Origin of the sequence: Bradyrhizobium sp. USDA 327 (assembly GCF_041262065.1) — a bacterium.
GTDB lineage: Bacteria > Pseudomonadota > Alphaproteobacteria > Rhizobiales > Xanthobacteraceae > Bradyrhizobium > Bradyrhizobium liaoningense.
In genome coordinates this window covers 6,704,144-6,725,887 of record NZ_JBGCCW010000001.1, presented here as the reverse complement: position 1 = coordinate 6,725,887, position 21,744 = coordinate 6,704,144, and the positions used below count along the sequence as shown (strand labels likewise).

Sequence of the window (21,744 nt, the reverse complement as noted above, 5' to 3'; positions counted from 1 at the left end):
GAGGAGGGGGCTGAGATGGCGCCACCGATCAGCCGGGTTGCCACCCTGCATCTTCTGAGGCACTTCTACCGGTCGAACTTGAGGGGCTTATGAACGCCGTTGAAATTGAAGAGGCCATCTCCGCGCTGGCGGAACAACCCTTTGACGCCGCAGAGTTCCCCTTTGCCTTCCTCCAGGCCTTCGGCAACAAGGAAACCACGCTCAGGCGCCTGCGCAAGGGCGAGACCAACAAGTCCGACCTCGGCGGCGTGCTTCAGACCGGCAACATCCACATCAAGGTTGCCGCACCGGGCGAGGTCACGGCCAAGCTTGCCGCGTTGAAAGCAAGCCCGGCGACTGCCAGGGCCAAGGCCAAGTTCGTGCTCGCGACGGACGGGGTGATGTTCGAAGCCGAGGACCTCACGAGCGGCGAAACCGTCGCCTGTCCCTATCCCGACTTTCCCAACCATTTCGGGTTCTTCCTGCCGCTCGCGGGCATCACCACCGTCAAGCAGATCCGCGAGAACGCCTTCGACATCCGCGCCACCGGCCGGCTCAACCGGCTCTATGTCGAGCTGCTGAAGACCAATCCCGACTGGGGCACGTCGGAGCGTCGCCACGACATGAATCATTTCATGGCGCGGCTGATCTTCTGCTTCTTCGCCGAAAGCACCGACATCTTCAACGGCAACGATCTGTTCACGGCGACCGTGACCCAGATGAGCGACGCCACCAACGCTCACGAGGTGATCGGCACGATCTTCCGCGCCATGAACGTCAAGACCAGAGAGCGCGCCGCCGAGAGCCTGCCGCGCTGGGCCGACGCGTTCCCTTACGTCAATGGCGGCCTTTTCTCTGGCAGCCTCGACGTGCCCCGTTTCAGCCGCATCGCGCGCTCCTATCTGCTGCACATCGGCAGCCTCGACTGGCGCCTGATCAACCCCGATATCTTCGGCTCGATGATCCAGGCGGTGGCCGAAGATGAGGAGCGCGGCGCGCTCGGCATGCACTACACCAGCGTGCCAAACATCCTCAAAGTGCTCAATCCGCTGTTCCTCGACGAGCTGCGCGAACGCCTCGCGGAAGCCGACGATAACACGCGCAAGCTGCTCAACCTGCGCAACCGCATGGCCCGCATCCGCGTGTTCGATCCGGCCTGCGGCTCCGGCAATTTCCTCGTCATCGCCTACAAGGAGATGCGGAAGATTGAGGCGGAGATCAACCAACGCCGCGGCGAGCCGGAGCGGCGGACGGAGATTCCACTGACCAATTTTCGCGGCATCGAGCTGCGGGATTTTCCGGCGGAAATCGCGCGGCTGGCGTTGATCATAGCGGAGTATCAGTGTGATGTGCTGTATCGTGGACAGAAGGAAGCGCTGCAAGATTTTCTGCCGCTTGATGCAGAGAACTGGATCACGTGCGGAAATGCGTTGCGGCTTGATTGGTTTAGTATCTGTCCGCCGACCGGATCAGGCGTCAAGCATCATGCCGATGACCTATTTCATGCACCGCTCGATCAGGCACAGATCGACTTTGAAAACGAGGGAGGCGAGACTTACGTTTGCGGTAACCCGCCCTATCTAGGTAGCAAGTGGCAAACGGAAGATCACAAGGATGATTTGAAACTAGTCTTCCAAGCTTATTCAAACAATTGGAAGTCGCTCGACTACGTCGCCGGCTGGTTTATGAAGGCTGCTGAGTACGGAAAGAGTACACAGGCTGCATCAGCGTTTGTTGCGACAAACTCTATATGTCAGGGCTTGCAGGTGCCGCTACTTTGGCCGTTGCTCTTTCAATTGGATCATCAAATTGCTTTTGCTCACACGAGTTTCAAATGGGAGAACTTACGGGCACCTTTCCTAGGTAGGGCCGAGAGTAGGTAAGGCATCACTACCCCGAGTGCGACCGGAATGGGTCTTGTACGGATTAGCACCGTCGCATCTGCTCGCGAGAGTAATTCTGGACGAGTTGTCGTAGAACATATAATGAACATCTAGTCATTGCACGAGTGACTGTTCGTAGCCATAGGTGTTTCGTTAAGGCGAAAACTAGTGAAAGAATGATGACGATGCGTGGCTCAAGCGACCCCATCGAATTGGCCGCCCTGCCGGAGGAGGCGATCGATACCTCCGACATCGCGGAGGCGGATGAGGCGTTCTTTCGTGCCGCCAGGCTGCGGCCTGCGAAGCCGAGGGCACCGGCCGGCGTCCCCAGTGTCGCTGTCACCTACGCCCGGACTGGGCAGTCTACCCGCGCCAACGCGCTCGGCATGCGCCCGATGCAGGAGCGCGCTTATGAGCGGCGCGGCGAGCAATACCTCCTCCTCAAGTCGCCGCCTGCCTCCGGTAAGAGCCGGGCGCTGATGTTCATTGCGCTCGACAAGCTGCACAACCAGGGCGTCAAGCAAGCAATCATCGTCGTGCCGGAGAAATCCATCGGCGCTAGCTTCCACGACGAGCCACTGACGAAGTATGGCTTCTGGGCAGACTGGACGGTTGTGCCCAAGTGGAATCTCTGCGATGCGCCCGGCTCAGACAATGGCGGCAAGGTCAATTCCGTCGGCGCATTCCTCGAGAGCGACGACAAGGTGCTGGTCTGCACCCACGCCACCTTCCGCTTCGCGGTGGACAAATTCGGCGTCGAGGCCTTCGACGGCCGGCTGATCGCGGTGGACGAATTCCACCACGTTTCCGCCAATCCCGACAACAAGCTCGGCCAGCATCTCGGAGAATTCATCGCCCGCGACAAGGTCCACATTGTCGCGATGACCGGCTCCTATTTCCGCGGCGATGCCGAGGCCGTTTTGGCGCCAACCGACGAGGCGAAATTCGCTCCCGTCACCTATACCTATTACGAGCAGCTCAACGGCTACGAATATCTCAAGGAACTCGACATCGGCTATTACTTCTATTCCGGCGCCTATGCCGACGACATCATCAAGGTGCTCGATCCCAACGAAAAGACCATCGTTCACATTCCCAGCGTCAATGCCCGTGAGAGTACCAAGGACAAGATCAAGGAAGTCGAGCACATCATCGAATCGCTCGGTGAATGGCAGGGGACCGACCCCGACACCGGGTTCCAGCTGATAAAGACGCCCGCAGGGCGCGTGCTCAGGATCGCCGATCTCGTCGATGACGACGCCACGAGGCGCGACCGGGTGTCGGCGGCGCTGAAGGACCCCGCGCAGAAGAACAACCGCGACCATGTCGACATCATCATCGCGCTCGGCATGGCCAAGGAGGGCTTTGACTGGGTCTGGTGCGAGCACGCGCTGACCGTGGGCTACCGATCGAGTTTGACCGAAATCATCCAGATCATCGGCCGCGCGACACGCGACGCTCTGGGCAAGACGCGCGCCCGCTTCACCAATTTGATCGCCGAGCCCGATGCCGCGCCCGAGAATGTCAACGAGGCCGTGAACGATACGTTGAAGGCCATCGCGGCTAGCCTGCTTATGGAGCAGGTGCTTGCGCCTCGTTTCGAGTTCAAGCCAAAGAATCCCGCGATTGGTCCGGTGGAAGGATACGATTACGGCGAGGGTGGGTACGATCCCACCAAGTGCAATGTCGGCTTCAATGAGGGCACTGGGCAGTTCCAGATCGAGATCAAAGGCCTTGTCGAGCCGAAGAGCAAGGAAGCCCAGCGCATCTGCCAGCAGGATCTCAACGAGGTCATCGCCGCGTTCGTGCAGGACAAGACTGCCATTGAGCGCGGGTTGTTCGATCCGGAAGTGGTGCCAGCCGAGCTGACACAGCTTCGGCTCGGCAAGATCATCAAGGACAAGTACCCCGAGTTGGATGACGGCGATCAGGAAGCCGTGCGCCAGCACGCAATTGCCGCGCTCAATCTCACCCAGATGGCCAAGAAGGTCGCCCTGGGCGGGTCCGAAGGTCCGGGCGAGGGGAGTCCGAACACCGCCTTCGTCGATGGCGTCCGCAGATACGCGATGGACGTGCGAGAGCTGGACATCGATCTGATCGACAGCATAAACCCGTTCGGGGAGGCCTACGCCATACTCGCCAAGACCATGAGCGAAGAGAGCCTGAAGCAGGTTCAGGCCGCGATATCGGCCAAACGCGTCAGCATGACGATGGATGAAGCCCGTGATCTCGCCAAGCGCGCCCTGAAGTTCAAGCAGGACCGCGGCCGGCTGCCATCCATCGCGGCCGCCGACGCCTGGGAGAAGCGCATGGCCGAAGGCGTAGCCTTCCTCGCCCGCATGAAGGCGGAGGCCGCTCGTGGCTGACTTCACCGAGGAGGACGACGCGCTGCTCGAAGAGCTGGGCGTCGAAGTCGAGACCAGGAAGCAGTCGGGCCGAACGCCGCGCGAAGAGCGAATCATCGCCGGCTTCGAGGACATCCAGCGTTTCGTCGATCAGCATGGTCATCCGCCGCGGCACGGCGAAGACCGCGACATCTTCGAGCGGCTCTATGCCGTCCGACTCGACCGATTGCGCGAACTCGACGAATGCCGGGCTCTGCTGGAGCCGCTCGACCGCCAGGGGCTGCTGGAGCGCGCCGCCACGACCCCACCCGGCTTCGCGGACAATCTCGACGACGATCAACTCCTGTCCCAGCTCGGCGTGGACGCTGAAGCGCCGACCGACATCACCGAGCTCCGCCACGTCCGCTCGACCGCGGAAAAGCGCGCCGCCGAGGAGATCGCGAACCGCACGAAGTGCGGGGATTTCGACCGCTTCAAGCCGCTATTCGTTCGGGTGAAGCGAGAGCTGGACGCAGGCATCCGCCAAACCCGCCCGTTTCAGACGATGGCCGAAATCAAGGAAGGCGAGTTCTTCATCGTCGGCGGACAGATCGCCTATGTTGCTGAGGTCGGCGAGGAGTTCATGTCTCAATACGACCGCCGCGACAGCCGATTGCGCGTGATCTACGACAATGGAACGGAGAGCGACGTCCTGCTGCGGTCGCTCCAGCGCGCGCTCCACCGTGATGATGCGGGCCGTCGCATCACCGACCCCAGCGCCGGGCCGCTGTTTGCCGACGAGGGTGAGGACGGCGACCTCGCGAGCGGCACGATCTATGTCTTGCGCAGCAAATCCGATCATCCCGTCGTTGCCGCCAATCGTGACCTGCTTCACAAGATCGGCGTTACCGGTGGCGACGTAGACAAGCGCATCGCGAACGCTAAGTTCGATGCTACTTATCTGATGGCCGACGTCGAGATCGTCGCGACCTACAATCTCTACAACGTCAACCGCACCAGGCTGGAAAACCTGATCCATCGCGTCTTTGGTCGCGCCCAACTCGACCTCGAAATCAAGGATCGGTTCGGGCATCCCGTCGTTCCCCGGGAATGGTTTCTGGTGCCCCTCTTCGTCGTCGACGAGGCGGTCGACCGCATCAAGGACGGGACGATCACCGACTATACCTACGATCCGCAAAAGGCGGCATTGGTGCCGGTGAAAGGAACCTGATTTATTGCTCAAGGAGCGCGTGAAGTGGAAGCTGTGCTGAAAGTCTTTAAATGGGGCGATGATCTGGCCATCGAGCTCCCTCACGAGCTGGTCAGCCAGCTCGCGCTCAAGGAGGGTGACGAACTCGAAATTGTTGCCGCAGTCGGGGCCGAGAGTGTCGAAGCTCGAATAAGCTCAGGGGAGCGGGACGGCCTTCAGCAGGATACCCGATGATGCCATCCTGCCAGTGTTTTGCCCGACGTGTCAAAATTTCCGTCCAGCTCACGCCGGCATCAGTGCCCGCCTCGGATGCCCGCGTAAATCGTTGATCTCAAAGCCCCCGTCTACTGTGCATGGGGTTGTTTTCGCACTTTTTGTTTGCGGCTAGCCTCGCATGCGCACCGCCGCGGCATCCACCACGTTCTCCACCTCCTCGCGCCAGCTCAAAATCTCCATTGCCAGCACGGGGTGATTGAAGCCCTTGAGCTGGAGATCGTCGAGGGCGCGTGCCTCGACCCAGGGCTCGACCATGCCGTAGACGCGGCGGCTCACCACGATCTGGTTGGGCTTGGCTTCGCCGCAGAGGCGGGAGGCGAGGTTGGTGACGCTGCCGATCGCGGCATATTCCAGCCGCTGCTCGAAGCCGACCTGGCCGAGCGTGGCATAGCCGAGCGCGATGCCGACGCCGAAGCCGAGGCTGTGCCCGCGGTTGCGCCAGCGCTCGGTCAAGGGGCCGATGGTGTCGCGCATCTCCACCGCCATCTTCACCGCGCGCCTGGTGTGGTCCTCGAACTGGATCGGCGCGTTGAACAGGATCATCACGCCGTCGCCGGCATATTTGTCGAGCGTGCCCTCGTATTTGAAGATCAGCTGGCCGAGCGCGGCGTGATATTCGCGCAGCACGTTCATCGCCTCTTCCGGCTCGGTCGCTTCCGTGAACGCAGTGAAGCCGCGCAGGTCGCAGAACACCACGGTCACCTCGCGGCGCTGGCTGGTGAGCAGCCCTTCCGGGCTGTCGGAGGAGGCGATCAGCTGCGCCACCTGCGGCGCCAGGAAACGCTCGAGCTTGCGGATGCGCTCGATCTCGCCGAGCTGGGTCCTGACGCGCGCCTCCAGCGACTTGTTCCAGTCCTTGAGCTGCTCGGTCTGCTCGCGCAGCTTGTCGGCCTGGGCGCGCACGGTCTTGTTCGCCGCCTCCAGCGCGTGGCTCTTGTGATCGACCTCGGTGAATAGCCGCGCATTGCGCATCGCCAGCACGGCCTGGTTGGCAAAGGTGCGCATCAATCCGATGACGCTGCCGGCGAACTCGCCGCCGGCGCGGCGCAGCACCACCAGCGAGCCCAGCGTGCCCTGCTGGTCGATCAGCGGCACCACCAGCACCGAGTTGAAGCCGGCCGCGAGCGCGACCTCGCGCAATGGCTGCTCCGCGGCCTCGCCGAGCTCGGCAAGCGCGATCGGCTCGCCGCTGGCGGCGGCATCGCTCAGGATGTTCTCGCCCTGCTCGATGGTGACATGCGCGCCGTCGGCGGATTTGTCGATGCCGTTGGCCTCGACCAGGTTGAAGCGGCCCGCCTCGGCGTCGAAGCCGTAGATCAGCACCGCGTCGGCATGGGTGATCTCGATCGCACGGGCCGCGATGGTCGCAAGCACCGCGTTGAGATCGAGCGAGGAGGCCACCGCGCGGCCGACCTCCTCCAGCACCTTGAGCTCGTGGATCGACTGCGCGAGGTCGCGGGTGCGCTCCTCGACCTTGGTCTCCAGGTTCGAATAGGTCTCCTGGATCTGGTCGGCCATGCGGTTGAACTGCCCGGCGAGGTCCTCCAGCTCGTCGGAGGTGTGCACGTCGATACGGTGGCTGAAATCGCCTTCGCCGAGCTTGTGCGCGCCGTCGCGCAGCGCCGTGATCGGGATGATCATGCGGCGCGCCAGCAGCGTACCGGCCAGGATCGCGACCATCAGGCCCATGCCGATCAGCAGCGCGATGCGCACCAGCTGGTCGCGGATCGGCATCAAGGCCTGCGTCGTCGGCTGCTCGAACAGCACGCTCCAGCCGAGCTTCGGCACGATGCTCGCGGCGCTCATCACCGCATGGCCGTTGAAGTCGGTGCCGGACGTGTCGGGCTCGTGGCCGGGCGCGATCGCGGCCGCAACCTGCGGCAGCCTGGAGAGGTCCTTGCCGATTTCGGGCCCCTTCGAGGACGTCGCCAGCACGCGGCCGCGTGGATCGACGACATAGGCAAAGGCCGCCTTGCCGACCTGGGCGTCCGACAGGAAGTCGGAGAGGAAGCTGAGATCGATCTCGGCCACGGTGACGCCGGCGTTGAAGCCGGAATGCGCCACCGAGATCGACATCAGCGGCGTCCGGTCGGCGAACCAGGCCGGCGCATAGCTGACGCCGCGGGCGACGGCGTCGGTGAAACGTATGTCGCGGGAGAGGTCGGCATTGCCGCCGGTCGTGGTCGACTGCCGGGAGACGCGCAGCACCTCGCGGCCATCGCCGTTGAGCTGGTACAGCTGGTTGACGTCGGAGACCTGGTGCAGCAGCTGGGCGTAGTCGGCGCGGCGCTTCTCCAGCGTGTCCTGGCTCGCCCGCGTCACCCAGCTGATCTGGCGATCGAGCTCGGAGATCGACTGCTCGATCCGCCGGGCGGCTGCCTGGGCCTTGTCCTCCAGCCCGTCGGTCAGCTGTGTCCGGGTGGCGCGGTAGGAGATCCAGGTCTCCATCGCCCCGTTGACGGCGAGGACGAACACGACGAGGCCGACGAGGGAGACGACGTATTTGGCGAACAGGCCCCCGCGCAGAGATCGTGTCTTGTCGTTCGCTCCTGCCATCCCGATCCTCTCGCGCCGCCATCGACGCCGGCGCTGCGGGCCGTTCTACCACAATTTGGGCCATGGGGCCGTGGCGGGTCCGGCGGACCGGCCGGTGTGGTTACTCCCTGCGGACTTCCGGGCCGATGGAAGAGGGGAATTGCCGCAGCCTCATCCCGCTCGGAGCAAGCCGCAGGGGTCGAAGCCGATGCAAGGATCTGCCCGTGACGTCCGGCACAACAGTCCTTCGGTCAGCGATTGAAGAGCTGCCGCAGCACGTCGTTCATTGGCTGACTGTCCTGCTGCGCCAGCGGCGGGTCCTCCAGAGCGGGGGCGGCAGGCGAGGCCTGCGGTGCCGGCGTGGAAGGCGTTGCCGGTACGCTGCGGCTGCGGCCGGGGCCGGTTGCTGCGCCACTGGAAAGCCCCTGCTGGATCAGATTGCCGATCGCCTCCCCCAGCGGGCCGCCGAGCAGATTGTTTTGCCCCGGCTGCTGGGCTTGCGGATTGGCATTGCCGGGCACATTGCCGCCGCCGGGCGCGGGGGTGCCACCCAGCCCGAGGCTGCCCAGAATGTTGCCGAGCCCGGCGCCGTCGGGGCCGAACAGGCCCTTGCCCATCTCGCGCAGCTTGGCATAGGCGGCGTCCGGATTGTCCAGCATGCCGGCCATGTCGGGATAGATCCGCGGCTGCGACCAGCTGCCCTGGATCATCACGGGGATACCGAAGCCGACCGGCTCGGAGGTGCGGCCCTGGCCTTCGGTCGTCATCACGAGCTTCGGCTCGACGCGAAAGCCCATCATCTTGGTGTCGAGCGCGATGGTGCCGGCGCCGGTCACGCGCACCAGCGGTCCGATCAGATTGAGATCGGTCGTCACCGCCTGACCCTTGTCGATGCGGAAGGAGGCCGAGAGCTGCGACAGGTCCGTGCTCTGTTCCTGGCCGGGGTCCTGATTTGCCTGCCAGCCGGACAGCATGCCCGTCGTCAGCGAGCGGATCATCTGAGCGACGTTGATGCCGCGGATCGCGCCGTCCTGGAAATTGACGAAGGCGGTCCCCTGCATGTTCGCCATCAGCGCGCGCTGACTGTTTCCTGCGCTGCGCAGAGCGAGCTTGGCCTGCAGCTTGCCGTCGATGCGGTCGAATTCGGCAAGGCCCTGGAGCAGCGGCAGCGCGCGCACGCCGACGAGATCGGAATGCATGGCAAAGCTCGGCGCACCGCTGGTCGCATCCAGGATCACCTCGCCCGAGACCTGGCCGCCATAGGCGCCGAGATTGGCGGTGCCGGCTTTCAGCACGCCGCCGGCGAGCTTGGCGTCGAGCGCCAGCGGCGCGATGCGCGCATCGCCGATCAAGGCTTCGTTCGCGGAGATCCTCACCTGCGCGTCGACATAGTTGAGCCCGGACACGTTGATCGGCGCATTGCTCCAGGGCTGCCCGGCCGTGCCCTCCGGCGATTTCGCCAGCGGCATCGCGAGCCGCTGGAAGTCGAGGTCGACCTTGACCAGAGGCTTGCTCGCAATGTCGACCGAGGCCCAGCCGTTGAATGCGCCGTCGCCGAGCTTGCCGTTCAGGCCGTTGATCATCACGACATCGCCATTGAGCCGCATCTCGGCGTGACCGGTGAGCTGGGACTTCAGCACGTCAGGCATGTCGATGGCGAAATCCACGGGAACCGTCGGCCGCTCGGCCGGCGACGCCGGCGGCGCTGCCTTGATGTCGAACTTGGTCGGATGATCGCCGACGCGCGCGGTGCCGGTGATATTGACCTTGCGGTCGCGGTCGACGGTCGCGTCGGCGTTGATGGCGCTGATGCGGCCCTCGACACGATCGCGCAGGCGCGAGAATGCAACTTCGCCGTCGATCACCTTGATGCGGTCGACGGTGGCGCCATTGGTATCGAGCGCGAGCGGCTTCGACGGGGCGCCGGCACTCGGCAGGCGCTCACGCAGCAGCGGCTGGTAGAGCACGGGATGGGTGACGACGAGCTCGCAGATCTCAGGGCGGCCGGACCATATGCTTGCGAGCGACATGTCGGCCTGCACACTGTCGACCGTCAGGCGCGTGATGCCGCTGCGATCCCTGGGGTCGGCAAGCGTGAGGTCGTTCAGGGTGACGTTCAGCGTCGGCCACAGGCTGATCTTCGTGGTGCCGTCGATCGACAGGCGATAGCCGGTCGCGCTCTCGACGCGCGAGGCGATCGTGGCGGTCAGGAAGCCCGAGGGGATTCCCACCATCAGCAGGAGCGCGATCACGATGATGACGGCGGCCAAAGCTCCGCCGGCGAATTTCAATGCTCTCATGTCGACTTTCCAACGACGGGTGATCGGCGTCGAATCCGCAGATGACCCGTCCTTTGCGCCTGAGTTTACCCCCGGACGGGAAGCGGCTCCAAGCGCGTAAAAATAGTCGGGGGGTGCTGCAAAGTTATGTGACTTATGACACACTTCTCCGGCGCGGTTTTACGCGATCCTGAAGTTGATGGTTTCAAGCGATTTGACAGGAACAGTGACCAGGACGTTCACAAGGACATTGAAATGAGCAAGCAGGCCGAATTTGCGGTCATCCTGAAGATGAACCCGATGTTCGCCGATCTCGGCGCAGACGAGCTCCAGCGGCTGTCCAATCTCTGTCACACCCAGCATTTGGGGAATGGCGAGGTGCTGTTCCAGAAGGGCGATCCCGGGGACGCGCTGTTCGGCGTGCGCCGCGGCCAGGTCCGCATCGAAACCGGCGCCTCCGACGGCAGCCGGCTGACGCTGAATTTCATGGGGCCGGGCGACCTATTCGGCGAGGTCGCGGTGCTGGACGGCCAGAGCCGCACGGCGGACGCCACCGCGGGAGAGACCAGCGAATTGTTCGTGCTGCGGCGCGAAGATTTCCTCGGTTTCCTCGAGCGCGAGCCAAAGGTCGCGATCAAGATCATCGCACTGCTGTGCCAGCGCATCCGCTGGCAGAGCGAGCGCATGGAGGAATCCATGCTGCAGCCGCTGCCGGTTCGCCTGGCCCGGCGGCTCTGCGCGCTCGCCGCCGATTTCGGCTCCGAGGTCCACATCTCGCAGGAGCAGCTCGGCGTCTTCGTCGGCGCCGCCCGCGAGAGCGTCAATCGCCAGCTTCAGGCCTGGCGCAAGGAGGCGATCCTCGATCTCCAGCGCGGCCGGATATTGCTGCGGAACATGAACAAGCTGACCGCGATCGCGCGGAACGAGTAGGGAGGCGGCTTCCGGCACCCTGATCGCGCGACGGCGTAGGGTCGCCCGTCGTCGCGTTCTTCGATAATCGTGCCGACGCTTCCCCGCGCCAGCCGGTGCTCCCGAAGGTTTGCGAGCGATGCGACAACGTCCAGTGCTCGCGGCGCACTCATCATCGCACCCAACAGGCGACGTCGTCGCTCGAGTCGCGCGATCCTACTCCGCCGCCGGGTGCACGATATTCTTCGGTACGCGGGGCGCCTCCGCTGGTGCCGCTCCGTGATGATCGTCCGTCTCCGCATCCTCGCTGTGCACGATCAGCCGCTTGGCGAAGCGCCAGATCAGGGCGCCGAAATCGTCCATCACCATGAACATCGCGGGCACGAACACCAGCGACAGGATGGTCGAGAAGATCAGGCCGCCGATCACCGCGAGCGCCATCGGCGAGCGGAATTCGCCGCCGGCGCCGACCGCGAGCGCGCTCGGTATCATGCCGGCGGCCATCGCGATCGTGGTCATCACGATCGGCCGGGCGCGCTTCATGCCGGCGTCGATCATGGCTTCCTCGCGCGGCTTGCCGGCGCGAATGGCTTCGATCGCGAACTCCACCAGCATGATAGCGTTCTTCGTGACGATACCCATCAGCATCAGGATGCCGATCCACACCGGCGTGGTGAGCTGCTTGCCGGTGACGAGCAGCGCGGCGATGGCGCCGCCGATCGAGAGCGGCAGCGAGAACAGGATGGTGATCGGCTGCAGGAAGGTGCCGAACAGCAGCACCAGCACGGCGTAGACCATCATCAGTCCCGCCGTGATCGCGGTCGCGAAGCCGTCGGACAGTTCGTTCAGGCTTTCCGCGTCGCCGGAGGGCGAGACCTTCACGCCCTTCGGCAGGGTCTTCATGACCGGAAGGTCGTAGATCTTCTTGGTGGCATCGCCGAGCGCGGCGGAGCCGACGAGGTCGGCCGCGACGGTTGCCTGCCGCTCGCGGTCGTAGCGGTTTATGCTGGTCGGACCCTGGTCGAGCTTGACGTCGGCGATGACCGAGAGTGGCACGCCGCCCTTCTCGCCGCGCTCGCCGAGCGGCACGCGCAACTGTTCGAGCGTCTTCAGATTGCCGCGCGCGGCATCCTCGAGCTGCACCCGGATCGGCACGAGACGATCGCCGACGTCGAACTTGGCGAGCGCAGGGCCAACGTCGCCGATGGTGGCGACACGGATGGTCTGCGACAGGCTTTCGGTGGACACGCCGAGCCGTGCGGCGAGATCGGCGCGCGGTTCGATACGCAGCTCGGGACGCTCCAGCGAGGTCTCCGAGATCACATTGGCGATGGTGGGAATGCGTTTCATCTGCGTCGCAAGCTCGCTCGCGACGTTGTTGACGATGTTGGGGTCGACACCGGTCACCACCAGCGAGATCGCGCGCAGGCCGTTCTCGTCCAGGAACCAGAAGCGGATATCAGGAACGTTCTCCAGCTCCTGGCTGATCGAGAATTCAAGCTCGCGCTGGGTGATGTCGCGGCTGTTCTTGGGCGTGTAGTTGATGATCAGGGCGGCGCGCCGGACTTCCTGCGTCCCCGGCGGGACGCGCCCGCCGTCGACGAAGATGCTCTTGACCTCGGGCCGCTTGCGCAGGCGCGCGACGATGTCCTCGGTGACCTTTTCGGTGTAGGCGAGCTGGGTGCCCGGCGGCAGCTCGAGGGCGAGCAGCGAGCGGGCGCTGTCCTGCGCCGGCAGAAAGCCCTGCGGCAGCAGCGTGATGCTCCAGATCGAGGCGGCGAAGACGCCGAGGCCGATCAGCACCGTGATGAAATGGTGCTTCACCGACCAGGCCACGATCCGATGATAGGACCGCAATATCCGGCCGGGCGGCGGTTCCACATGCGTATGGTGCTTGAGGAAGTAGGCTGCCAGAACCGGGGTGACGAAGCGGGCCGCGAGCAGCGAGAAGAACACCTGCACCGAGACGGTGATGCCGAACTGCTTGAAGAACTGTCCGGCAATGCCCGACATGAAGCTCGCCGGTGCGAAGATCGCGATGATGGTCAGCGAGATCGCGATGACCGCGAGGCCGATCTCGTCGGCGGCCTCCAACGCGGCACGGTAGGGCGATTTGCCCATGTTCATGTGTCGGACGATGTTCTCGATCTCGACGATGGCATCGTCGACGAGAATGCCGGTCGACAGCGTGATGGCGAGGAAGCTGACGAGGTTCAGCGAAAAGCCGAGCAGGTCCATCGCCCAGAAGGCCGGGAAGATCGACAGCGGCAGCGAGATCGCGGCGATGATGGTCGCGCGCAGGTCGCGCAGGAACAGGAGCACGATGACGACGGCGAGGATGGCGCCTTCGAACAGGGTCGAGATCGCCGCGTGGTAATTGCCCTTGGTGTACTCGACCGAGGTGTCGATCAGCTTCAGGTCGACCTCGGGATAGGCGGCTTTCAGCGCGTCGATGCGTTTCTGCACGGCTTCGGCGACCTTCACGTCGCTGGCGCCCTTGGAACGCTTGATGCCGAGCGCTACCACCGGCTCGCCATTGAAGCGGGCGAAGGTGCGGCGGTCGGCGATGGTGTCGGTGACGGTGCCGAGATCGTCGAGCCGGACCTCGCCGCCGCCGAACAGCGGGATCATGGTGCCAGCGAGATCGCCCAGCGTCTTGGCGCCTGCGAGCGTGCGGATCGCCTGGTCGTTCTTGCCGATCTCGGCGCGCCCGCCGGCGACGTCGACATTGGTGCCGCGCAGGCTCTGGCTGACATTGACGGCAGTCAGGCCCATTGCCTGCAAGCGATCGGGATCGAGCGAGACCAGGATCTCGCGCTCGACACCGCCGATGCGCTCGACCTGCGCGACACCGCGTACGCCCTGCAGCGCGCGCTTGACCACGTCGTCGACGAAATAGGAGAGCTGCTCCGGCGTCTTGCCGGGCGAGATCGCGGCATAGGTGACGATCGGCAGGCCGATGACGTCGACGCGCTGGATCAGCGGCTCGGTGACGTTCTGCGGCAGGTTGGAGCGCACGCGCGTCACCGCGTCCTTGACGTCGTTGAGCGCGCGGTCGGTGTTGGTCTCGAGCGCGAACTGGATCGTGGTGACCGACAGGCCGTCGGTGATCGAGGAGGTGATGTGCCTGACGCCCTCGACGCCGGAGACCGCGTCTTCAACCGTCTTGGTGACCTGGGATTCGAGCTCGGCTGGCGCTGCGCCAAACTGCGAGACCGCAACCGAGATCACGGGGATGTCGGCCGAGGGCAGCCGCGTCACTGCAAGCTTGGTGAAGGAGGTCCAGCCGAGAACCAGGAGGATGATTGAAAAGACGACGGACGGCAGCGGATGACGAATCGACCATGCCGAGATATTGAGAGCCATCAGCGTACCCGCGTGCGATCGAGTTCATCGGCGAACATGGTCTTGATCTGGTCGCCATCATGGAGCGAAGAGCCGGCGTCGGCCACGACGATTTCGCCGACCTCGAGCCCTTCCAGGATTTCCGTCGCGCTGTCGGACGACAGTCCGACCCGCACCTTGCGCGTCTCGACAATGTTGCCTTTGACGACCTGCACCATGAGATGATCGATCGCCGTCTTGGGGATCGAGACGCCGCAGCTGCGCTTGGCGTCGATCGAGGCGCGGGCGAACACGCCGACCTTGAGTGATGGATTGTTGGTAACGCTGATGCGGACGCGCCCGAGCTGGGTCGTGCGGTCGATTTCGGGCGCGACCAGCCGGACGCGTCCGATCAAATCGGGCGCGTCGTCGCGGCTGATGCGCACGGTCGCGCCGGAACTGAGCTTGGACATGTGCACCGCCGGCACCTGGGCGTCGAGCTCGATCTCGTTGTTGACGGCGATGCGGAACATCGGACCGGCTTGCGGCGAGGCCGGCGCGCCGACGATGGTGCGGACCTCGGTGACGAGCCCCGGCGCAGGTGCTCTCAACGAGATCGGGCCTTGTTGGCCGGGTCGCTGCGGTTGGCCCGGGATCTGCGGCGGCGCAGTCAGGCGCGCCAGCTCCTGGTTGTCGGCGACGATGGCGCCCTCGGTGACCAAGAGATCGGTGACTCTCGAGCCTTCCTGGTCGGCAACGACCACCGCCTCGCGGCGCGGCACGAAGAAGCCTGTCACCCGCACCAGGTCGGAGAAGCAGGCGTTGGTCGACTTCGTCACGATGACGAGCGCCTCGCCCGGCGTCTCCTTCGCTTCGGGGCGATGCCGATGCTCGAACAGATAATAGCCGACGCCGAGCACGGCGACGAACAGCACGGTTCCGGCCGGCTTGAGATATTCGGTCAGATTCATCGCCGGATCATCCTGGCCTGGCTCACGGCCATCCGCGCGAGGCCCAGACAGAGCGTTTCCCTGAAATAAAGCGTCCCGCAAGGTTGCGGGACGCGCTTTGGAAGCGAGACCTTACACCACATCACGACTTTTCACTGTAAAGGATTACGTCGGGCTCACTTCGACGCGGTAGTCTTGTTTTCCATGTTGACGACCTGCACGCGGCGGTTGACCTCTGCCAGAGGCTGGCTCGGATTCTTGAGCTTGCTCTTGCCATAGCCGACGGTGACGAGATCGGTCGCGGAGATGTTGTATTTCTCGACGAGGTAGCGCTTGATCGAATCGGCGCGACGCTCCGACAGGTCCTGGTTGTAGGCTTCGCCGCCGGCGGCGTCGGTGTGGCCGGCGACCACGAAGGTCGAGCCCTTCAGGTCGGGACTGGTCAGCGCCCGGCCGAGCGCCTGCACCGAGGGCATCGACTTGGCGCTGATGTTGGCGGAGTTGTAGTCGAACGTGATTTCGAGATCGATGTTCGGCTTGTCCTTGACGACTGAAGCGATTTCCTCGCGCTCGGTCGACGACAGCGAGCGTGTCGAGCGGCCGCGCACGGACTGAATCAGCTTGGTCTCCGCCGCGTTCGGCGCGGATTCGGTCTGCGGGCCAATCGAGAGGCCGCGGGTCAGGGGCTTCTTGGCCGGCGGCGCGAGCGCGCGGACGATCTCGTCCTCGGTCACATTCTTGCTGTTGCCGTCATCGCCCGCGTACGCGGCTGAGCGCGGCAATGACAGAGCGGCGCCGACGATGATGATGGACAGGATCGCGGTAAGTCCTTTTGCAGCCAATCTCATAGCCAGTCCCTCCTGCTCAGCCGGCTCGCGTGCTTCCAAATTCCAGCAACAAGCCCAGAAAAGGCCTCTTGCGGCATCCGCCCATTAGTCTTTCTTGGCCCGTTCAAGGTTCGAGGCTTCGACTGCCTCAATTCAAAAAAATATCAACGCACTCCGTAGCTTGCGAATTCCTGAACGATGTTCGGATCCATCGCCTTGGCATTGGCGATATCCAGCGCCCCTTCCTGGGCGGAGCCGTTGCGTTGCTTGGCAAGGCCCCGTCCATAGAGCGATGAAGTGAGGCGCGGGTTGATCTTCAGGGCCGCGTCGAAATCGGCGATGGCATTCTTCACCGCTCCCGACTTGAGGTTCACGAGTCCCCGGCTGTCCAGTGCATCGACGAAGTTCGGCCGAAGCCGCAGTGCCTCGTTGCAATCCTTCAGCGCGCCCTGGAGGTCACCGACCACGGTGCGGGTCCAGCAGCGGTTGTTCAGCGCCTCGACGTCCTTCGAATTGATCCGGATGGTGTCGTCGAAATCCTTGATCGCGAGGTTGTAGGCGCCCTTGCTGGCATAGACTTGGCCGCGCCGGTACAGCGCGTTCACGTCGTCCGGATTGGCGGCGATCTTGGCGGTCAGGCTCTTGATGGTGGGATCGTCAGCCAGGACGGCGGCGCTCGGCCCGCTGTCCGTGCTCGGCGCAGGACCGGGATCGATCGGTTTCACCGGCGGCGGTGGTGGCGGCAGGGCAGCCTCGATCTGCGGCTTCGGCGACGGGGCCGGTGCGGGCGCAGGAGGGGGTGTGGGTGCCGCAGCAGTGTCGGCCGGCTTCGGCGGCGGAGGCGGTGTCGGCGGGGCGGGTGGTGCCGGCGGCGGGTTGTTGGCGATGACGGCCGGCGCAGCGGGAGGCGCGGGCGGCGGCGTCGTTGCGGGACGCGATCCGCCGGCGCCCGGAATGAACGAGAAATCTTCGGCCAATGACGAGGAAATCCACGGCACCTGCTCGCCGCGAGAGGCACGGGTGACGCCCATCTTGGTACGGTTCAGCGTCTCTTCGGCCATCAGGTCGGGAACGCGGATCTCCTTCAACAGCTCCTGGACGAACAGGCTGTGGTCGCCACCGGCGTCCGAGACCACCGAGGCCAGCGCCGCCGAATACATCACCAGCGTGCCGTTGGGCGCGATGACGGGGGTCAGGCCGGCCGAGAAGCTGCGGAACCGGCGCTCGAACGGATTGCGCCTGGACGCATCGATCAGCGCGATCTTGACGCCGGCGCCGCGGCTGTTGAGCTCGCCGAGCACGGTCTCGAGGCTGAAACCATCGCGGCGCACGTCGGACTCCGTCCAGATCTGCGCATCGACCGGCAGCAAGTAGCTCTGGCGCGCCGACTGGATGCCGAAACCGCTGAAGAACACCAGCGCCACCGATCCCGGCTTGATCTTGCCGTAGAGCTTGTCGAAGGCGCGGCGCATCGCGTCGCCGGTCAGGTTCTCGCCGATCTCGACCGAGAAGCCGTCCCGCTTGAGCTCATCGGCCACGTCGCGCGCGTCGTTGATCGGTTCCTTCAGCGGAGCATCCGCATCCGGATATTTGGCGTTGCCGATGACCAGCGCAAAACGGTCGCCGGCCGCAAAGGATGGGGCAGTCGGGACAAGCGAGACGAGCAAGGGCAGAAGAAAAAAGAAGCGAATTTTCATAATCAGCGCGGTCCAGCCAAAAAGGCGCCGTTCCAGCTTGCGCCGCGGCGACCTTAACTTACGCTTCTTGCATTATCAAACCGGGGACGGGGGGCGTCAACCGCTTGGAGATTCGGCATTATCGTAGCGATTGACCGCAACGTATGGGCGTGCCGCGAGGGGATAGACGGGCTGTCATGACGGTACTCGGCGCGGCCTGGTTCGATCCTATCGGCAGCATGTTAGGGCAACCATGGCGATGAAAAATGTGATTGGTCTCACATTGCAGGGCCGGCTCCCGACGCAACGCCCCGTTTGACCTTTCCTGCCGACGATGGCTTGGTGTGCTCGATCGTCCCAAAAGATCCGACTCAGAAAAGCAAGACCATGGGAAACGTCTACGAAATCTACGCCCTGCGCTACGCGACGATGTCGCCGCGCACCCCCAGCATGAACTTCCTGCTACCCGATCCACATGACAGTGCGGCGCAGGACCTCGACTATTTCGTCTGGCTGATCCGAGGGCACGGCCGCGACATTCTGGTCGACACCGGCTTCAATGCCGAGGAGGCGAGCGCGCGGGCGCGCAAGCTGACGCTCAACCCGGTCGATGCGCTGGAGCGTTTCGGCATCGCCGCATCTGCGATTCGCGACGTCATCGTGACGCATCTGCATTACGACCATGCCGGCAATCTCGACCGCTTCTCGAATGCGCGCTTCCATCTCCAGGAGCGCGAGATGGCTTACGCGACCGGCCGCTGCATGTGCAACGGCCTGTTGCGACATCCGTTCTCGGTCGAGTACGTCACGCAGATGGTGCGCCACGTCTATGGCGAGCGCGTCAGCTTCTATTCGGGTGACGGCGAGGTTGCTCCGGGCGTAACCGTGCATCGCGTCGGCGGCCATTCCGACGGCTTGCAGGTGGTCAGGGTCGCAACCGCGCGCGGCCCGGTGGTGCTGGCATCCGATGCTGCGCATTACTATGCCAATCTGCAGCGCAGGAGCCCGTTCCCGATCGTCTACAATGTCGGCGACATGGCGCAGGGCTGGGAGACGATCGAGCGCCTTGCCGGCCATCCCGACAGGTTCATTCCCGGACATGATCCGATCGTGACGGAGATCTATCCGCGCGCCAGCGAGAAGGTCGACGCCTGGGCGCTGCATTTGCCGCCGACGCGATCTTTCGCGAAATGACGGCGAAGTCGTCATTCCGGGATGCGACGAAGGCGCAGGCCCGGAATCCATCGCGCGGCCAATTGCGCGGATAAATGGATTCCGGATTCGCGCTATGCGCGCCCCGGAATGACGCTAACTAATACGCCTGCTTGGCGTCGGCCTCTTCGCTGGTCTGGATCAGATCGAGGCTCTGCTCGATCTTGCCGAGCAGGGCCGAGAGTTGCCTGCGCTCCTGCGCGGAAAGGCAGGCGAGGATCTCGTCTTCCCGCCGCAGCAATTGCGGGAAGAGCTCTTCGTAGAGCGCTCGGCCTTTCCTCGTCAGTTGCAGCCGGAATTCGCGGCGGTCGGCCTCGTTCTCGACCCGTTCAATCAGATCGTCGTTGAGCAGCGTGGTCACCGCGCGGCTGATGGTGGATTTGTGCGTGCGGGTGCATTGCGCGATGTACTGCGCGCTGCAGGCATCGTTGCGGAAGCCGAGCGTGGCGATCACGCGCCAGGCCGGAATGTCGAGGCCATGCCGTTCCTGATATTCGACCGAAAGCGCGGAGCTGACTTCCGCTGCGAGCCGGTTAAGGCGGAACGGCACGAACTTGAACAGGTCGAGCCGTGGCTTTGGCCGCGCCGAAGTCTCGCGCGCCTTCAGCGCGATGTCGCTGGATGTCCTTGCCAAGGAAAGCGCTCCGAATTCCAGTTGACGGCCGGCCGGCTCCGGTCCAAAATAGTTGCACGTGAGACTATCTAGCAGATCAGTCCTCTCCTGACCAGAGCCGAGGTTAGTGCATGGCACAGGCCAAATCCCAGTTCGGCTATCGACGCCACCCCGATCAGGATCGTTCCGGCCAGAGCCCGGCCGAGCACGCGGTCGTGGTGGTCGGTGCGGGCCCTGTCGGGCTGTCGCTCGCGATCGATCTTGCTCAGCGCGGCCAGCGTGTCGTCCTTCTGGATGATGCCGACCGCATCGGCGAGGGCTCCCGCGCGATCTGCTTCTCGAAGCGCTCGCTGGAATATTGGGACCGGCTCGGCGTCGGCGACCGCATGGTCGACAAGGGCGTGGTGTGGAGCGTCGGCCGCATCTTCCACGGCGAATCCCAACTTTACCAGTTCAATCTCCTGCCGGAGGACGGCCACAAGCGGCCGGCCTTCATCAATCTCCAGCAATATTACGCCGAGGCCTATCTGGTCGATCGCATCGACGATCTGCCTGAGATCGACCTGCGATGGCGCAACAAGGTGACGGCGCTCGAGCAACGCAACGGTTCCGTCGCGTTGACGATCGAGACGCCGGAGGGCGCCTACCGCGTGCTCGCGCAATATGTCATCGCCTGCGACGGCGCGCGCTCCTCGCTGCGGCAGATGGTCGGCGCAGAGTTCGCCGGACAGGTATTCGAGGATCAGTTCCTCATTGCCGACGTCAAGATGACTGCGGAATTCCCGACCGAGCGCTGGTTCTGGTTCGATCCGCCGTTCCATGCCGGGCGTTCGGCGCTGCTGCATCGGCAGCCCGACGATGTCTGGCGCATCGACCTCCAGCTCAACCGCTACGCTGATCCCGTCGTCGAGAAGAAGCCCGAGAACGTGCGGCCGCGGATCGCGCGTATGCTCGGCCACGACAAGTTCGCGTTCGAGTGGATCTCGCTCTACAAATTCCAGTGCCGGCGGATGGACCGCTTCATCCATGGCCGCGTGGTCTTTGCAGGCGATTCCGCGCATCAGGTCTCGCCCTTCGGCGCACGCGGCGCCAATTCCGGGCTGGAAGACGCCGAAAACCTATCCTGGAAGCTCAACCGGGTGCTGCGCGGGACCTCGCCCGCGAGCCTGCTCGAGAGCTATCACATCGAGCGTAGCGCAGCCGCCGACGAGAACATCCGCGAATCGACCCGCTCGACCGATTTCATGGCGCCGAACTCACATCAGGAGGCACGGCTGCGCAAGGCGGTGCTGTCGCTGGCGAAGGAGACGGAGTTCGGCAAGCGCATGGTCAATGGCGGCCGGCTTTCGGTGCCATGCAGCTATGATTCCCCCTTGTCCTCACTCGACGCGGATACGTGGCACGGCGGACCGTCGCCCGGCTGTTCCATGCTCGACGCTCCCGTCACGACGCCGGCCGGCGAGCAGATCTATCTGACGGATGCCTTCCGCAAGGGTGGAACGGACTTCACCCTGCTGTCGTTCAGCAATGGTGCGGCCATCGATGCGCCCGATGGCGTCAAGGGCATCCGCATCGGGCGGCGAGGGCGGGTTTGCCGATCCCTCGGGCTTGGTCGCAAAGCGCTACGGCGCCGAACCGGGCGCCGCCTATCTGCTGAGGCCGGATGGTTATGTCGCGGCGCGCTTCCGCCATCCGGCGCGTGCGACGATCGCGGCAGCGCTGGCGCGTGCCGAAGGCTTGTATTGAG

General features: G+C 64.2%; 12 protein-coding genes and 2 pseudogenes. 7 read left to right on the top strand and 7 right to left on the bottom strand.

Annotation, left to right across the window (positions count from 1 at the left end):
- Positions 1-89 precede the first annotated feature (89 nt).
- From ABIA42_RS31805 to ABIA42_RS31790, 4 genes and pseudogenes are all read left to right on the top strand, one after another.
- Positions 90-1,826: pseudogene (locus ABIA42_RS31805) on the top strand (DNA methyltransferase); the annotation flags it as partial.
- A 221-nt stretch (positions 1,827-2,047) separates the two neighbouring features.
- Entirely contained in the window at positions 2,048-4,228 is a 2,181-nt protein-coding gene (locus ABIA42_RS31800; protein WP_370117717.1) for a DEAD/DEAH box helicase, read from the top strand.
- Complete coding sequence (locus ABIA42_RS31795; RefSeq protein ID WP_370117720.1) at positions 4,221-5,417, top strand: GIY-YIG nuclease family protein; 1,197 nt, start codon at positions 4,221-4,223, stop codon at positions 5,415-5,417. The genes ABIA42_RS31800 and ABIA42_RS31795 overlap by 8 nt, the downstream gene beginning before the upstream one ends.
- Before the next feature lie 24 nt (positions 5,418-5,441).
- Positions 5,442-5,630 (top strand): AbrB/MazE/SpoVT family DNA-binding domain-containing protein, encoded by a 189-nt coding sequence (locus ABIA42_RS31790; protein WP_370117722.1) that lies wholly within the window; start codon positions 5,442-5,444, stop codon positions 5,628-5,630.
- A gap of 150 nt (positions 5,631-5,780) precedes the next feature.
- Here ABIA42_RS31790 and ABIA42_RS31785 read toward each other — a convergent pair whose 3' ends face one another.
- Both ABIA42_RS31785 and ABIA42_RS31780 read right to left on the bottom strand, forming a co-directional pair.
- Positions 5,781-8,228 carry an adenylate/guanylate cyclase domain-containing protein gene (locus tag ABIA42_RS31785; RefSeq protein ID WP_370117725.1) on the bottom strand — a complete coding sequence of 816 codons (2,448 nt, stop codon included), beginning with the start codon at positions 8,226-8,228 and terminating at the stop codon, positions 5,781-5,783.
- A 230-nt stretch (positions 8,229-8,458) separates the two neighbouring features.
- Positions 8,459-10,507, bottom strand: a complete 2,049-nt coding sequence (locus ABIA42_RS31780; RefSeq protein WP_370117728.1) for an AsmA family protein — start codon at positions 10,505-10,507, stop codon at positions 8,459-8,461.
- 234 nt (positions 10,508-10,741) lie between these two features.
- Here ABIA42_RS31780 and ABIA42_RS31775 point away from each other — a divergent pair, with 234 nt between their 5' ends.
- On the top strand, positions 10,742-11,416 hold the full coding sequence (locus ABIA42_RS31775; protein ID WP_271527670.1) for a Crp/Fnr family transcriptional regulator: 675 nt from the start codon (positions 10,742-10,744) through the stop codon (positions 11,414-11,416).
- A 195-nt stretch (positions 11,417-11,611) separates the two neighbouring features.
- Here the strand turns inward: ABIA42_RS31775 and ABIA42_RS31770 are convergent, their stop codons facing one another.
- The 4 genes from ABIA42_RS31770 to ABIA42_RS31755 all read right to left on the bottom strand — a co-directional run bounded on the left by ABIA42_RS31770 (position 11,612) and on the right by ABIA42_RS31755 (position 18,193).
- The gene (locus tag ABIA42_RS31770; protein WP_271527671.1) at positions 11,612-14,761 is read right to left on the bottom strand and encodes an efflux RND transporter permease subunit; all 3,150 of its coding nucleotides are present in this window, start codon (positions 14,759-14,761) and stop codon (positions 11,612-11,614) included.
- Positions 14,761-15,690, bottom strand: a complete 930-nt coding sequence (locus ABIA42_RS31765; RefSeq protein WP_370117731.1) for an efflux RND transporter periplasmic adaptor subunit — start codon at positions 15,688-15,690, stop codon at positions 14,761-14,763. The genes ABIA42_RS31770 and ABIA42_RS31765 overlap by 1 nt, the downstream gene beginning before the upstream one ends.
- A gap of 155 nt (positions 15,691-15,845) precedes the next feature.
- Positions 15,846-16,517, bottom strand: a complete 672-nt coding sequence (locus ABIA42_RS31760) for an OmpA family protein (RefSeq protein ID WP_271527673.1) — start codon at positions 16,515-16,517, stop codon at positions 15,846-15,848.
- 143 nt (positions 16,518-16,660) lie between these two features.
- On the bottom strand, positions 16,661-18,193 hold the full coding sequence (locus tag ABIA42_RS31755) for a caspase family protein (RefSeq protein WP_271527674.1): 1,533 nt from the start codon (positions 18,191-18,193) through the stop codon (positions 16,661-16,663).
- Positions 18,194-18,559: 366 nt separating this feature from the next.
- On the opposite strand from ABIA42_RS31755, the gene ABIA42_RS31750 reads away from it, so the two are divergent.
- The gene (locus ABIA42_RS31750) at positions 18,560-19,366 is read left to right on the top strand and encodes an N-acyl homoserine lactonase family protein (protein WP_370117735.1); all 807 of its coding nucleotides are present in this window, start codon (positions 18,560-18,562) and stop codon (positions 19,364-19,366) included.
- A gap of 118 nt (positions 19,367-19,484) precedes the next feature.
- On the opposite strand, the gene ABIA42_RS31745 is transcribed toward ABIA42_RS31750, so the two are convergent.
- On the bottom strand, positions 19,485-20,018 hold the full coding sequence (locus ABIA42_RS31745) for a MarR family winged helix-turn-helix transcriptional regulator (RefSeq protein ID WP_028178783.1): 534 nt from the start codon (positions 20,016-20,018) through the stop codon (positions 19,485-19,487).
- Between the two features lie 110 nt (positions 20,019-20,128).
- On the opposite strand from ABIA42_RS31745, the pseudogene ABIA42_RS31740 reads away from it, so the two are divergent.
- Positions 20,129-21,743, top strand: a pseudogene (locus ABIA42_RS31740) (FAD-dependent oxidoreductase).
- Position 21,744 lies beyond the last annotated feature (1 nt).

Coding starts and splice junctions, on each gene's coding strand:
- ABIA42_RS31755 (WP_271527674.1), bottom strand. CDS start 18,193: ATGAAAATTCGCTTCTTTTTTCTTCTGCCCTTGCTCGTCTCGCTTGTC.
- ABIA42_RS31775 (WP_271527670.1), top strand. CDS start 10,742: ATGAGCAAGCAGGCCGAATTTGCGGTCATCCTGAAGATGAACCCGATG.
- ABIA42_RS31760 (WP_271527673.1), bottom strand. CDS start 16,517: ATGAGATTGGCTGCAAAAGGACTTACCGCGATCCTGTCCATCATCATC.
- ABIA42_RS31800 (WP_370117717.1), top strand. CDS start 2,048: ATGCGTGGCTCAAGCGACCCCATCGAATTGGCCGCCCTGCCGGAGGAG.
- ABIA42_RS31750 (WP_370117735.1), top strand. CDS start 18,560: ATGGGAAACGTCTACGAAATCTACGCCCTGCGCTACGCGACGATGTCG.
- ABIA42_RS31765 (WP_370117731.1), bottom strand. CDS start 15,690: ATGAATCTGACCGAATATCTCAAGCCGGCCGGAACCGTGCTGTTCGTC.
- ABIA42_RS31770 (WP_271527671.1), bottom strand. CDS start 14,761: ATGGCTCTCAATATCTCGGCATGGTCGATTCGTCATCCGCTGCCGTCC.
- ABIA42_RS31780 (WP_370117728.1), bottom strand. CDS start 10,507: ATGAGAGCATTGAAATTCGCCGGCGGAGCTTTGGCCGCCGTCATCATC.
- ABIA42_RS31785 (WP_370117725.1), bottom strand. CDS start 8,228: ATGGCAGGAGCGAACGACAAGACACGATCTCTGCGCGGGGGCCTGTTC.